Source organism: Mesorhizobium sp. ES1-6, from assembly GCF_020164775.1.
In the GTDB taxonomy this organism is placed as follows: domain Bacteria; phylum Pseudomonadota; class Alphaproteobacteria; order Rhizobiales; family Rhizobiaceae; genus Mesorhizobium.
Genome location: NZ_JAIUGU010000010.1, coordinates 169,064 through 182,643, shown reverse-complemented (window position 1 = coordinate 182,643; position 13,580 = coordinate 169,064). Strand labels below are relative to the sequence as shown.

General features: G+C 63.0%; 12 protein-coding genes. 4 read left to right on the top strand and 8 right to left on the bottom strand.

What is annotated here, in order from left to right; genetic code table 11:
• Positions 1 to 2: 2 nt before the first annotated feature.
• Positions 3 to 863, bottom strand: coding sequence for a TIGR01459 family HAD-type hydrolase (locus tag LB564_RS23070; RefSeq protein ID WP_224541200.1), 861 nt, complete (start codon positions 861 to 863; stop codon positions 3 to 5).
• Between the two features lie 260 nt (positions 864 to 1,123).
• Between LB564_RS23070 and LB564_RS23065 the strand changes: the two genes are divergently transcribed.
• Both LB564_RS23065 and LB564_RS23060 read left to right on the top strand, forming a co-directional pair.
• Positions 1,124 to 3,109: a TadE/TadG family type IV pilus assembly protein gene (locus LB564_RS23065; protein WP_224541198.1), complete on the top strand. Its 1,986-nt coding sequence runs from the start codon at positions 1,124 to 1,126 to the stop codon at positions 3,107 to 3,109.
• Positions 3,110 to 3,235: 126 nt separating this feature from the next.
• Positions 3,236 to 3,868: a LysE family translocator gene (locus tag LB564_RS23060; protein WP_140707125.1), complete on the top strand. Its 633-nt coding sequence runs from the start codon at positions 3,236 to 3,238 to the stop codon at positions 3,866 to 3,868.
• Between the two features lie 4 nt (positions 3,869 to 3,872).
• On the opposite strand, the gene LB564_RS23055 is transcribed toward LB564_RS23060, so the two are convergent.
• Positions 3,873 to 4,697 carry a DUF2189 domain-containing protein gene (locus tag LB564_RS23055; protein WP_224541196.1) on the bottom strand — a complete coding sequence of 275 codons (825 nt, stop codon included), beginning with the start codon at positions 4,695 to 4,697 and terminating at the stop codon, positions 3,873 to 3,875.
• Between the two features lie 273 nt (positions 4,698 to 4,970).
• Between LB564_RS23055 and LB564_RS23050 the strand changes: the two genes are divergently transcribed.
• Together LB564_RS23050 and LB564_RS23045 are read left to right on the top strand one after the other, a co-directional pair.
• Entirely contained in the window at positions 4,971 to 6,194 is a 1,224-nt protein-coding gene (locus LB564_RS23050) for a TadE/TadG family type IV pilus assembly protein (RefSeq protein ID WP_224541194.1), read from the top strand.
• A 78-nt stretch (positions 6,195 to 6,272) separates the two neighbouring features.
• The gene (locus tag LB564_RS23045) at positions 6,273 to 6,788 is read left to right on the top strand and encodes a CAP domain-containing protein (protein ID WP_224541192.1); all 516 of its coding nucleotides are present in this window, start codon (positions 6,273 to 6,275) and stop codon (positions 6,786 to 6,788) included.
• Positions 6,789 to 6,797: 9 nt separating this feature from the next.
• On the opposite strand, the gene LB564_RS23040 is transcribed toward LB564_RS23045, so the two are convergent.
• The 6 genes from LB564_RS23040 to LB564_RS23015 all read right to left on the bottom strand — a co-directional run bounded on the left by LB564_RS23040 (position 6,798) and on the right by LB564_RS23015 (position 13,545).
• Positions 6,798 to 7,775, bottom strand: coding sequence for an isopenicillin N synthase family dioxygenase (locus tag LB564_RS23040; protein ID WP_224541190.1), 978 nt, complete (start codon positions 7,773 to 7,775; stop codon positions 6,798 to 6,800).
• A 118-nt stretch (positions 7,776 to 7,893) separates the two neighbouring features.
• Positions 7,894 to 9,426, bottom strand: coding sequence for a DHA2 family efflux MFS transporter permease subunit (locus LB564_RS23035; protein ID WP_140707133.1), 1,533 nt, complete (start codon positions 9,424 to 9,426; stop codon positions 7,894 to 7,896).
• A gap of 308 nt (positions 9,427 to 9,734) precedes the next feature.
• Positions 9,735 to 10,913 (bottom strand): HlyD family secretion protein, encoded by a 1,179-nt coding sequence (locus tag LB564_RS23030; protein WP_140707135.1) that lies wholly within the window; start codon positions 10,911 to 10,913, stop codon positions 9,735 to 9,737.
• Positions 10,910 to 11,389, bottom strand: coding sequence for a MarR family winged helix-turn-helix transcriptional regulator (locus LB564_RS23025; protein WP_224541188.1), 480 nt, complete (start codon positions 11,387 to 11,389; stop codon positions 10,910 to 10,912). The genes LB564_RS23030 and LB564_RS23025 overlap by 4 nt, the downstream gene beginning before the upstream one ends.
• A gap of 159 nt (positions 11,390 to 11,548) precedes the next feature.
• A complete protein-coding gene (locus LB564_RS23020) occupies positions 11,549 to 12,598 on the bottom strand; it encodes a FecCD family ABC transporter permease (RefSeq protein ID WP_224541185.1) in 1,050 nt (349 codons plus the stop codon).
• Positions 12,598 to 13,545, bottom strand: coding sequence for an ABC transporter substrate-binding protein (locus LB564_RS23015; protein ID WP_224541183.1), 948 nt, complete (start codon positions 13,543 to 13,545; stop codon positions 12,598 to 12,600). The genes LB564_RS23020 and LB564_RS23015 overlap by 1 nt, the downstream gene beginning before the upstream one ends.
• Positions 13,546 to 13,580 lie beyond the last annotated feature (35 nt).

Sequence of the window (13,580 nt, the reverse complement as noted above, 5' to 3'; positions counted from 1 at the left end):
ACCTACCGCAGCCTTGCGATGACGGCCACCGGACGATAGCCGTGCCGCTCCAGGAAGAGCCCGAGCCTTGCCGGATCCGGCCGGGACGGGTCGCCATAGTCGCGGGCATGGATGCCGCCGGAGACATAGAGGACGTCGAAACCATTGTCGGCCGCGCCCTTCACGTCGGTCATCATGCCATCGCCGATCGCCAGTATTCGCGAACGCTCGACCGGCCGGCCGAGGATCTCGGCCACCTCCTTCATCGCGACCTCGTAGATCGGCGCATAGGGTTTTCCGGCGATCAGCGTGCGACCGCCGAGCTGCGCGTAGTCGCGCGCGAGCGCGCCGGCGCACCAGATGATCCGCTCGCCGCGTTCCACCATGATATCGGGATTGGCGCAGATGAACGGCAGGTTCCTGGCGCGCAAGCGGCGCAGCAGGTCGGCATAATCCTCGGGTTTTTCGACCTCGTCGTCGAACAGCCCGGTGCACACGACGCCGGCGGCCTCGAACTCCTCGACAAGTTCGACATCGAGGCCATCATAAAGGGTCAAATCGCGGTCGGCGCCGATGTGGAAGATTTTGCGTGGACCCTCCGCGATCAGGTCACGGGTCACGTCGCCGGAGGTCACCACACGGTCATAGGCCGACGGCGGAACGCCGATCACGCTCATCTGCGCCACGACATCGGCGCTGCGGCGCGGCGAATTGGTGATCAGAACGACAGGAATGCCGGCCGCCCTTGCCGCCGCCAGCGCGGCCGCGGCCGCCGGAAAATGCCACTCGCCATTGTGCACCACGCCCCAGACATCGCAAAGAATTGCCGAATAGGCTTTCGACACGTCTTCGAGCGAGCCGACGATTTCAGGCGAATCCGCCATGCCGTTTCCTTCAGTATGATCGTTGCGGGTGCGGCGGCCGACGGTTCGCCGCAGCCGGTTCGAATTATCCGAACCGGCCCATGCTGTCACCAGCTTTCGCCGCATCGGCACGAATTGCGGCGCAAGCCGCGGCCTTTGATTGGTTAGCGGTTGGTGAAGCGGCAACCAGGCAATCGAGCGGTTTCCCCAACCCGTCCTTCAGCGTTTTATGGAAAGCTGGCGTAGACCGGAGAATCCGCCGGCGGGGGCCGCTGCAAGACATGTTTGAAATCTGCCGTCAGTTCGGCCGCAACAGGCGCGGCAACTATGCTCTTGTGACGGTGGTGGCGATGGTGCCGCTGATGGGCGGCCTGGCGATCGCTGTCGACTACACGGAAATGAACCGTGAAAAGCAGATGGTGATGAACGCGCTCGACGCGGCCAACTTCGCCACGGCCCGCCGACTGACGGAAGGTGCGACCGACGACCAGTTGAGGGCGTATGCGCTCGACTTCTTCAATGCCAATCTGAACGATATCGACCCCGCCAGCACGACACTCAACGTCACCTTGCCCAGCAATACCACCGGCGGCGGCCTGCTCACCATGACCGCACAGCTCAACTACAAACCCTATTTTTATCCCGCCTTCGCCCAGCTCACCGGCAAGTCGGCGACCGATGCGAACCAGAGGCTCAGCTTCGACGTCATCTCGCAGGTGCGGCTGAAGAACACGCTGGAAGTTGCCCTGGTGCTCGACAATTCCGGATCGATGACCACGCTCGGCACGGGCTCGGGGCAAAAGCGCATCGATCTTCTCAAGACGGCTTCAAAGCAGCTCGTCGACACGCTGGCCCAGCAGGCGATCATGATCAAGCAGGTCGACAAGCCGGTGCAATTCGGCCTCGTGCCTTTTGGCGCCTCGGTCAATGTCGGCCCCGCGAACAGCAACGCGTCATGGATGGACACCGAAGGGCTTTCGCCGATCTCGAACGAGAATTTCGACTGGTCGACGCTGAACGCCGCCGACAAATACGCCCAGCAGGCTAACGGTATCTGGTACAAGCGTGGCACTGGCTGGGGAACCGCGGAAGGCCAGATGCTGACCCGGTTTTCGCTCTACCATGACATGCAGGTCGTGACGAACCACGAACGGGTCGTCAACAGCAAGCGCGTCGTTTGTGTCGAATACTATTCGAACAATACCTGCAAGCGCAGCTATGACGCGTATGATTATGTGGACACCTATGGTCCGTTCGCCAGTTGGCAGGGCTGCGTCGAGGCACGGCCCTATCCTTACAACGTCAACGACACCGCGCCATCGGGCGGTTCGGCAAACACCGGCATCGGCGTCGGCGATCCGGCGACGATGTTCGTGCCGATGTTCGCGCCGGACGAACCCGGCAACCACTGGAAGGTAACGCAAGACCCCAAGGAGGCGACACCCACGACCTATGGCGCCGTCAACAGCTGGTGGAACGACGATCCATCGAGCAGCAGCGGCCAATCCCAACTGCGCAACATGGCCAAGTATTTCCAGCCGCGGCCGATCGATGCGCCGGCACTGCCCGCCGGGAACGGGCCAAATTACAGCTGTACCACCAACCCGATCACGCCGCTGACCGATGTCAGCACCGCCGACGGGCTCACCTCGATCAAGGCGGCGATCGACCTGATGCAGCCCAGTGGCGGCACCAACGTTCCCGAGGGCATGGCCTGGGGCTGGCGGGTGGTCTCGAGCGGAGAGCCGTTCACCCAGGGGCGCCCGGAAACGGAAAGGGGCAACGACAAGGTGGTGATCGTGCTGACCGACGGTGCCAACACCTATTATACACCATCCTCGCTGGGCTATTCCGACCCCGCCAATTCGAAATCGACCTATGCGTCCTTCGGCTACCTCAACCCCGGTTACAACGGCACCTCGGTCGGGCGCCTGTTCATGGGCACATCGAGCGCCATCGGTCAGTTCGATTATTCGAATGGCAACTACACCAACGCACTCAACGAGCAGATGGCCACGCTCTGCAACAACGCCAAGGCGGCCAACATCATGGTGATGACGGTGGCGCTCGACCTGTCGACGACCAAGGCCAGCGACCAGCTGGCGATCGATGCGCTGAAATCCTGCTCGTCGAATTCACGCTTCCGCAAGGATGCAACGGATCCGAGCAAACCGGCAAAGCTGTTCTGGAACGCGACCGGCGCCAGCCTGGCAAACGATTTCAAGGAAATCGGCAACGAATTGTCGAACCTGCGGGTGGTCGGCTAACCCGAGACCGTCCCTCTGGCGCAACGCCTGGCGCCGCCAAGCCCTTGCAGACGCTCGTCGTGACAGGCACAGATTGGCCGCTCGCATGGTCTCTCATCCATCGCGGCGCGCTGGGGATCCAAGCAAATGCCCGACACCGCCAACCATCTCGCCTTCGCGCTGGTCTGCCTCGGCATGGTGCTGACGCCAGGCCCCAACATGATCTACCTGATCTCGCGCTCGCTGTCGCAAGGGCCGAAGGCCGGACTGATCTCGCTTGGCGGCGTCGCGGTCGGCTTCCTGTTCTACGTACTGTCGGCCGCCTTCGGCATCACCGCGCTGCTGATCGCGGTGCCCTATGCCTATGACGTGTTGCGCTTTGCCGGCGTGCTCTATCTCCTGTGGCTGGCCTGGCAGGCCGTGAAACCGGGCGGGCGCTCGCCCTTCCAGGTGCGCGACCTGCCGAAGGACCGACCGCGCAAGCTGTTCGCCATGGGTTTGATGACCAATCTGCTCAACCCCAAAGTGGCCGTCCTCTATCTGTCGCTGCTGCCGCAGTTCATCAGCATCGAGAAAGGCCATGTCCTGTCGCAACTCCTGGTGCTGGGGGCGACGCAGATATCGATCAGCCTCACCGTCAATGCCGTCATCGCGCTGACCGCCGGCTCGATCGCCACCTTCCTCGCCGGTCGGCCGTTGTGGCTGGTGATCCAGCGCTGGATGATGGGAAGCGTGCTGACGGCGCTGGCGCTTAAGATGGCGACCGACGCCCAGCGCTGAGTCGTCACATCGGCCGGCGTGGAGGCCTGATCTGGGCCGGCTCGACCACCTTGCGGTAGAGATGCCAGGTGGCGTGGCCGAGGATCGGCATGACGACGGCCAGTCCGGCAAACAGTGGGATCGATCCGACCACCAGAAGGGCCGCGACGATGAGGCCCCAGAGCGCCATCTGCAGCGGATTTGCCATGACCGCGCGCGCCGAGGTCTCTATGGCCGAAACGGCCCCGACATCGCGATCGAGCAAAAGCGGAAAGGCAACGACCGTGGTCGCCAGCACCACCACGGCGAAGACCAGGCCGGCGGCGTTGCCGAGAAGGATCAGCGTCCAGCCCTTGCCGGTCGTCAGCACGTCGCGCAGGAAGGCCCCGACCGAAGCCGGCGGCTCGCCGCCGAAAAGGCTGGTGTAGATCGACTGCGCCGTGAACAGCCACAACAGGAACAACGCGAACAGCATGATGCCGATGACCGCTATCGAAGGCAGCGCCGATGAATGGCGAACATCGAGCGCATGGCGCCAGTTGGTGTTCATGCCGAGCTCGCGCCGGCGGCTGATCTCGTAGAGTCCGATCGCGGCGAACGGGCCGACCAGGGCAAAGCCCGACATCAGGGGATAGACGAGCTGGATGGCGTTGGAACCCGACGTCCATTGCGTCAGGATCAGCCCGACGACCGGATAGATCAGGCACAGGAACACGTAATGCGAGGGCCTGGCCCAAAAATCCTCGGCGCCAAGCCTAAGCGCGTCCCAGAGGTCCGATGTGGAAATACGGCGAACCGCGGGTTGCACATGCATCCCGTACGCGTCCGCCATGACATGAAAGCCGGCCATAACCTTCCTCCCGTGTGTCGGGGCGGCCACCGCCTGGATGGCCGCCTTTAGCTGCCACTGAAAGAGCAAGCGTGACGATAGCAGATCTGGCGGCAATTGTCGCTACGTCAATGGCGGTAATCAGTCCGACTATCGCCTCCGGCCGGCGGTAGCAGAGCGTTGGTTTGGCGAACCATGATCTTCATTTTAGAAGTTATGCATTTTAGCGATTGCTTAAATTACTCGGAGAGACCCCGTGCCGTATTGGTCGAGCCTACAACATGGCGAGGGGCAATGTTCACGTTGAAGGACTTCTGGCCTTCGGAGCGCGGCAATTTTGCCGTGGCGACCGCCATAGCGATGCTGCCGATCATGGTTGTCGTGGCCGGCACCATGGACGTGACGGGCACGAGCGACGACGCGGCGCAATTGCAGAACTCGCTGGACGCGGCTGGGCTTGCCGTCGGCACACAGTACCTCCCCAGCATGACCGCGGGTGATGTGCAGGCGCTTGGGCTGACATTCTTCGCGGCCAATCTGAGCGTCGCCGACCAGCAGGAATATTCAGACAGCGTCGCCGCGTTTTCGGCAAGCGCCAGCGGCGACCCGAGCGCCTATTACATCTCGCTTGCGTCCAGCATCAACCGTCCGAGCTTCATCAACGGCGCGGCCCCTTGGCCGGCTCACCGCTCGGCCACGGTCAAGATGAACCCCGGTGCGCAGGCCTGTGTGCTGGCGCTCGATCCGCATGCGTCGGCCGCCATAAGCCTGCAGGGCTCGACCAGTGTCTCCATGAGCAACTGCGTGATCGCGGCGAACTCGGACGATTCCAGTGCCGTCAGCAGAGGCGGTTCCGCGCAGGTCTCGGCCGGCTGCGTCTCGACCGTCGGCGGCACTTCCGGGATTTCGCCGCCCAGCGCCAATCTCGCCTGCGGAACTCCGCTCGAACACCAATATGCGTCTTTCGATCCCCTGGCGGACGTTGTCCCTCCCGCCTACTCGTTGTGCCTGCCGGTCCCGAACGGCAAAACCTACACGCTGTCGCCCGGAACCTATTGCGACAAGACGTTGTCGGGAAACATCACGCTCAATCCGGGCGTCTACATCATGCGCGGCGTGACCATAAAACCGGGCGGCAACGGCAGCCTGACCGGTCAAGGCGTGACCATATTCCTGATGGAGGGTGCGCAGATCATCATAAATGCCAATGAAAAGGTGAACCTTTCCCCGCCCACAAGTGGCCCCTATGCGGGCATCACCATTTTCGAGAACCATGGCAATACATCAGCCTTGACGCTGAACGGCGGCGCGAATTCCGTGATCAGCGGGTTCGTCTATGCGCCTGACGCTGCCGTCACCTTTGCCGGCAACTCGGATATGAGCGGTCAGGGCGACTGTTTGAGGCTTGTTGGCCTGACGGTGCAAATGACAGGAAACTCGTCCATCAAAACCGACTGCTCGGCCGTGTTTGGAGATCGCGAAATGTATGCCGGCCGCTACATCACGCTTGTGAAATAGCGGCTAACCGCCATTTCGATCTCGGATTTTCACCGCCCTGCCCGGCAAAAGCCATGATCGCGGCTATCTCAGGCAGGCATGACCACTTCAAGACTCGAAAGCGACCAGATCGCGAAGCTGAACAGGCGCACGTGGCTCAAGGTAGCCGGCCTCGCGGCTCTCGCCACACTCGCCGCCTGCGGCACCATTTCGCTGCCGACCGGGCAAGGTGCTGGTGTATCGTCCTCCGCCACAGCCACTTTGGCCGACTTGCGTGCCACGGCCGGGCGCGGCCCGCTGACACCCGACGCGCAACTCGAGCAGGCCGCTTTGCAACAGGCCGGCTACATGGCCTCGCGCGAGCGCATGAGCCACACCACCGGCTGGGGCAAGGATTTCGCCTCGCGCATGAAGGACAATGGCGTACGAGGTGCGGCGGCCGAGAACATCGCCGAAGGCCGTTTCGATCAGCAGAAGCTGTTCGACATCTGGATGCATTCGCAGGGCCACCGGCGCAACATACTCGACCCGGACTTCAGCCGCTTCGGCCTCGCCTATGTGCGCGACGGCCGCGACCCGAACCTGCGCTATTGGGCCCTGGTGCTCGGGAAATAGGATCCCAACCTATTTCGTCGTCGCCTTGAATTTCGCCATCAGGTAGGGGCCGGAGCGCACGGGACCATATTTCGGCGCTTCGCCGTCGGCAAGGCAGGCATCCAGCACCTTGATCTCGGCATCCCAGTTCGGCTGGTGGAAGAAGGCCAAGGACTGGCGCCGATCCCGCCCGCCCGCTTCTGGATTGACGACACGGTGCACGGTGGACACCCAGCGGTCATTGGTCCAGCGCGCCATCAGGTCGCCGATATTGATGACAAAGGCGCCCGGGATAGGCGGCACTTCGGTCCATTCTCCGTCCGGGGTGATGATTTGAAGTCCCCGCGACCCGGCCTGCGGCAGCAAGATAGTCAGGCTGCCATAGTCGGTGTGAGCGCCGGCACGGATCTGTCCGGGCTTCGGCGCGGCATGCTGCTCGGGATAGTTCAGTGCCCTCAGCGCGCTGATCGGCGCATCGAGATAGCTGTCGAAATAGGTCTCGGGCAGGCCAAGCGCGGTGGCGAAGACGCGCATGATGCGCAGCGCCAAATCCTCCAGGGCGGCATAATAGGCTTTCCAGGCGTCGACGAACCCGTCCGGCGCTTCAGGCCAGATCGTCTCGGCATAGCAAAAGGCGAGCGCCTCGGGATCGGACATGCCCGGTGGCACGCCGAGCGGGCCGCCATTGAAGCTCTCCTTGAGGTCCGGCGGCGTGTCGACATTGCGGGATTTGGCCAGCGCTTCGAGTTCTGGGCCGAGGTAGCCGTAAGGATAGCCCTTGTAGGGCGCCTTGGACCGCTGCTTCTGTTCCGGCGGCAGGTCGAAGAAGGCGCGTGCCTTCGACCAGGCGGCATCGATCACCGCTTGCGAAATACCATGGTTCTTGATCGCCAGGAAGCCGGTGCCGCGGCAGATGCGGTCGACCTCGGTGCCCAGCGCCGCCTTCTCCGTGGCGCTCGCTTTCTCGAATTGGCCGAGATCGAAGACCGGAAATGTCGCGTTCTGCATCGTCCTGGCACTCGTTCGTCAACTGACGAAACGATGCCGGCTCGCCCGGCAACCGGCTAGGACCACCCGATGCGGCGGTATGGTCCATATCCGGCACAGGCGATCTGCCTGCGTCGGCCTAATCCATATGCGCTGCAGGCGCCCCGCCGGCCGGCGCCGTTTTCGGCTTGCGCAGCAGGAAGACAAACGGGATGGCGGCCAGCGTCATCATCATCAGTATTTTGAAGTCGTTGACGTAGGAGATCATCATCGCCTGGACATTGACCATGCGGTCGACCTGCGACAGTGCCGTCGGATCGCCGCCAGCGGCCGCTGGCGAGACCGCCCACAGATTGGGATTGAACGGGTTGATGAAGGTGGAAAGCTCGGCGTGGTTGATCTGCGTGTTGCGCACCAGAAGCACCGTCACGACAGATACGCCGATCGACGAGCCAAGGTTACGCACCAGGCTGAACAACGAGGTTGCATCGGTGCGGTAGCGGGCGTCGAGCGTGGCGAAGGCAACAGTCGACAGCGGCACGAACACCATGCCCATGCCCAGCCCCTGGATCACGCCAGAGCTGAGGATCAGCCAATTGTCCATCTGCGGCGAAAAGCTGGCCATGGTGTAGAGCGACTGCGCGGTCAGGAGAAAGCCGAAGACGACGAGAATTCTGGCGTCGATCCTGCTCATGAGCCGCCCGACGACGAGCATCGAAATCATCGTGCCGACGCCGCGCGGCCCGATGACGATGCCGATGGTGACGGTGGGGTAGCCGAAGATGGTCGACAGCATCGGCGGCAGCAGCGACATGGAGGCCAGGATCAGCACGCCCATGACGAAAATGAACGCCAGCCCGGTGACGAAGTTTCGGTCGAGGAAAATCTTCGGATCGATGAAAGGATGCTCCGATGTCACCGTGTGAATGATGAACACCCAGAAGCCGGTGATCGAAAGGCCAAGTTCGATCCAGATCTCGACCGAGGAAAACCAGTCGACCTCACCGCCGCGATCGAGCATCAGCTGCAGGGCGCCGACGCCGAGCGATATCATGGCAAAGCCGAAGAAATCGAAGCTTCGCACCCGCCGGGCAACGGCCGGCAGATAGGCGACCATGCCAAGCAAGGCGACGATGCCGACCGGCAGGTTGATGAAGAACACCCAGCGCCAGTTGAAATTCTCGGTCAGCCAACCGCCAAGCGTCGGGCCGAGGATCGGTCCCAGCATGATGCCGGCGCCCCATATGGCCATGGCCTGGCCATGGCGTTCCTTGGGATTGATGTCGAGCAGGAAGGTCTGCGACAGCGGCACGATCGCGGCGCCGAACACGCCTTGCATCAGCCGGAAAAACACGATGCTTTCCAGGCTCCACGCCAGGCCGCACAACATCGAGAAGATGGTGAAGCCGACCACCGCCATCAGGAACAGTTCCTTGCGGCCGAAACGGTCGGCGAGCCAGCCGGTGACAGGCGTCATGATGGCGGCGGCGACGATGTAGGAGGTCAGCACCCAGTTGATGTTGTCGGGCGAGGCGCCGAGATCGCCAGTCATGGTTGGCAACGCGACGTTGGCGATGGTGGTGTCGAGCGCCTGCATCACCGTCGCCAGCATGAGCGCGACCGTGATCAGGCCACGATGCGGCACTTCTTTGAAGGGTTCGGACGTACTCATGGCGTAGAACTTCCAGAAAACAACAGAAACGTGTAGAACGGGTTTCCGGGCGGCTATGCCTTCCGTCGAGAGACCTTCGTCGCGGTGGGACGCGATTATCGATGTGGGGGTTACATCGACTGAAAGTCTCTGATGAGCGGATGCCTGCCGCCCGGAAACCTGAGGACCGACGGGTCCGTGCCGAAGATTTCAGATTTTGGACAGCTGCCACGCGGCGCGGCCCAAATGCTGATTTTCGCCACCCCTCCCATCAGACCAATCCTGCAACTCGTTTCCAACCCGCCTGGTCCCCGCGGGCTTCCCTTGACTTACCGCGCGGGCTCGCCAGCCGTGGCGTGGCCGAAGATCGACGGCCAGCCGCGGGCCACGCCCGTATCGACGGTAACCGAAGCACTCATACCGGTACGCAGCGCCATCTTGGCGTCGGGATCGGTCAGTTCCAGACGCACCGGGATGCGTTGGGTAACCTTGACCCAGTTGCCGGTGGCGTTCTGGGCGGGCAGCAGCGAGAAGTCGGCGCCGGTGCCGGCACCGATAGCCTTGACCGTCGCTTCGAATGTCCTGCCCGGATAGGTATCGACCACGATCTCCGCCTTCTGGCCCGGCTGCATGTTGGTGAGCTGGGTTTCCTTGAAATTGGCGTCGATCCAGGTGTCGCCGGTCTCGACCAGCGCGAACAACGGTGTGCCGGAGCCGACATACTGGCCGACCTTGAAGGACGCGGCCTGATAGACGACACCATCGGCGGGCGCCTTCACCGTGGTCTGTGCCAGGTCGTAGGCTGCCTTGTCGCGCGCGGCGAGCGCCGACATCACGGTCGGGTGCCTGTCGGTTTCAATATCGGGATTGCCGCCGAGTGCCGCCTTGGCGCTGATGATGCCCTGTTCCGCAACAGCCAGTTGCTGCCTGGCCTTGTCGAGATCGTTCTTGGCCTGATCCAGCGACGACTTGGCGTTGATGCCCTTCTGGGCAAGATCGGCGGCGCGATCGAATTGCGACTGGGCATAATCGACCTCGCTGGCATCGGACTTCCGCTGCGACAGCGCCTGGCTATAGGCAGCACGCAACTGCTCGACATTGAGGCGGGCGGTGGCGACCGCGGCGTCGGCCTGGGCGAGCGCGATCCGGTAGGGCTCGGGGTCGATAGCGAACAGGAGATCGCCCTGCTTGACCGTCTGGTTGTCCGATATGGCGACCTGGACAATGCGGCCGGCCGTATCGGAGGCAATCGACACCTTGGCCTGCTGCAGATTGGCGTTCTCGGTCTCCTGGTAGCGACCGCCCGTGACCCAGACATAGCCGCCGCCGATGATCAATGCCGCCGGCAAGGCAACCATCAGCAACAGGCGGCCGATGCGGCGCTTCTTCTTCGGCGCCGGGACCGGCTGCACGGGGGGAGCTACCGCGACCGGGGCGACCGCCGGCTGGGCCGGCGCTTCCATCTCGACCTTGGGAGCGTTTTCTTCCACCTTGGCTACCGCGTTCATGCTGCCGCACCTTCCGCACTCTTGATCTTTTCAAGCGACGAAGCTTCTCCGTCCGTCAGATTCCGGACGATTACATCCAGCGCCCGGATCAGGACGCGCCGGTCTTCCGGCGAAACGCCGCTGAGCGATTCCTCATAGACTTCGCCAGCAAGGCTCTTGACGTCCGCATAGGCCGCGTTCGCCTTCTCGGTCGGGAAGATCATGCGCACGCGCCGGTCGGTCGCGTCGGAACGGCGTTCGATCCAGCCGCCCTCTTCCATCCGGTCGACCAGGCGCGAGACGCTGATCGGCTCGATTTCGAGCAGTTCGGCGAGCCGCGCCTGCGGAACGCCCGCCTCCTTGGCGACGCGCACCAGAAGCCGCCATTGCGCCGAAGACAGGCCGAGCCCGCTGGCGCGCGCTTCAAAGCGCTTGCGCATCAGGCGCTGCACGTCGTGGATCAAAAATCCCAATCTGTCGATGCCATCTGAAACCATGAGCGATATATATAATAAGCGTGCTTACTATTCAAGATACCATAGCGCGATGAAAGCCGGCAAAAATCCGCAGGACAGGCGCGCAACGCTATCCTGGTTAGCGGCAGGTGAACGTCGTGCCCACCCGAAACCCCGCTTGCAGCGGCACAAGGAGCCGCTTCAAAGGCGGTTTCGAACGACCATGGTGACGACGAAGAATGCGCCGAGCGAGCTGGTGATGATGCCGATCGGCAGTTCCTGCGGCGGCAGCAGGGTCCGCGCCAGAAGATCGCCTGCCAGCAAGAGCACCGCCCCGAACAGCGCGCAGCTAGCGATCAGGCGAAGATGCAAGGGACCGGCCAGCGGCCGCGCCAGATGCGGGATCATCAGGCCGACAAAGCCGATGACGCCGGCGACCGAGACGAGGATTGCCGTGGAGAAGGCGGCGACGAGAAATGTCGCCCTGCGCATGCGCGCCACCGGCACGCCAAGACTTTCGGCCGCACTTTCACCGGCGAGGAATGCATCCAGCCTACGGTGGTTCCACAGCCCGTAGGCCGCGATCGTGCCCGCGCCCACCGCCCCCAACCAGACATTGTCCCAGCGCGCCAGGCCGAGCCCGCCCATCGTCCAGAACAGCACCGAATGGGCCGCGCGCTGGTCGCCGGCAAAGACCAGATAATTGGTCAGGGCGGTGAACATGAAGGAGACGGCAAGGCCGGCGAGGATCAGCCGTTCCGGGCCCTGCCCCCTGACCCGCGCGACCAGCAAAAGCACGATGCATGCGGCCAGTATGCCCCCGGTAAAGGCGGCGACCGGCAGGGTCCAGATACCGAAACTGTCACCGAAGACGGTGATGACGGAAACCGCGCCGGCGGCGGCCCCCGAAGACAGGCCGAACAGGAAGGGATCGGCAAGATCGTTGCGGGTCACCGTCTGCAGCAAGGCGCCGACAATGCCCAGTCCGCCGCCGACACAGATCGCCAGGATCGTCCGCGGCAGCCGCAGATCGACGACGATCTTGCCGACCGGGCCCGATATTCGCGGCTCGTCCAACCCGATGGCACGGCCAAGCGCGGCGATGACATCGCCCAGAGGTATCAGCGTCGAGCCGTAGGCGATCGACAGCACCGCGAGAGCGACGAGCGCCACCGTGCCCACCGCCATGGCCAGCGTGAAGGCGCTGTGCCCTGAAAGCGCGACCGGTTTTTGCTCTCGGGCAAGATGCATCAGAACGCTTCCGGATGCATCGCCCTGGCGATCTTGCCGATGGCTTCGATGTTCGCTGGTCCCGGCGTCAGCTCGGCATAACGAAGGGCGACGAAACGCTCGTTCTTGACCGCGTCCGTCTCTTTCATTGCCGGGTGCGCCTTCAGGAAATCGAGCAGTTTCCTGTAGCCGCCGCCGTCCTGATAATCGAGCAGGATGAGGAATTGCGGATTGCGCGCCGCCACCGTCTCCCAGTCCGTGTTGCCCCAACTGGTTTCCATGTCGGCCATGATGTTGTCGCCGCCGGCGGCCGATATCATGGCGCTGGGGATGGCGAATTTTCCGGCTGTGAACGGCTTGTCCTCGCCGGAATCGTAGAGGAACACGCGTGTTCCCTTGCGATCACCAACCTTGGCGGTGATATCGGCGAGCTGCGCTCTCCAGCCGGCGACGAGCTTGTCCGCTTCCGGCTCCTTGCCGAAAATCTTGCCCAGCTTTTCGACGTCGCCATAAAGCAGGTCCATGGAGGCGGCCGGGCGGCTCTTGTCGAGATGGACGCAGCTTTCGGTCAGCACCAGCGTCTTGATGCCATGCGGTGCGAGCGTGTCGGGGGTCACGTCGCCGCCGGGCTTCATACCGTAGTACCAGCCGGCGAAGAAGAAATCGGGCTCGACCGCGACGAGATTCTCCAGCGTTGGATATTTCGGCGCCAGTTCTGGGATGGAACCCTGTTCTGCCTTGAATTCGGGGCCGACCTTGTACCATCCGGTGATTCCCGTCAGGCCGACGATCGAGGGCTGCAGTTTCAGCGCGAAGGCCATCTCGGCCATGTTGAGATCATGGATGACCGCACGCTTCGGTGGAGCGTCGAAAGTCAGCGGGTTGCCGCAGCTGTCGACGGTGACGGGGAAGGCGAAGGCCGTCGAGGCGAGCAGCGAGAGGACGAGCGAGATGGCAAGGCGTTTCACGGATTTGCTCCTTGGTTGAACCGTATCGGATGATG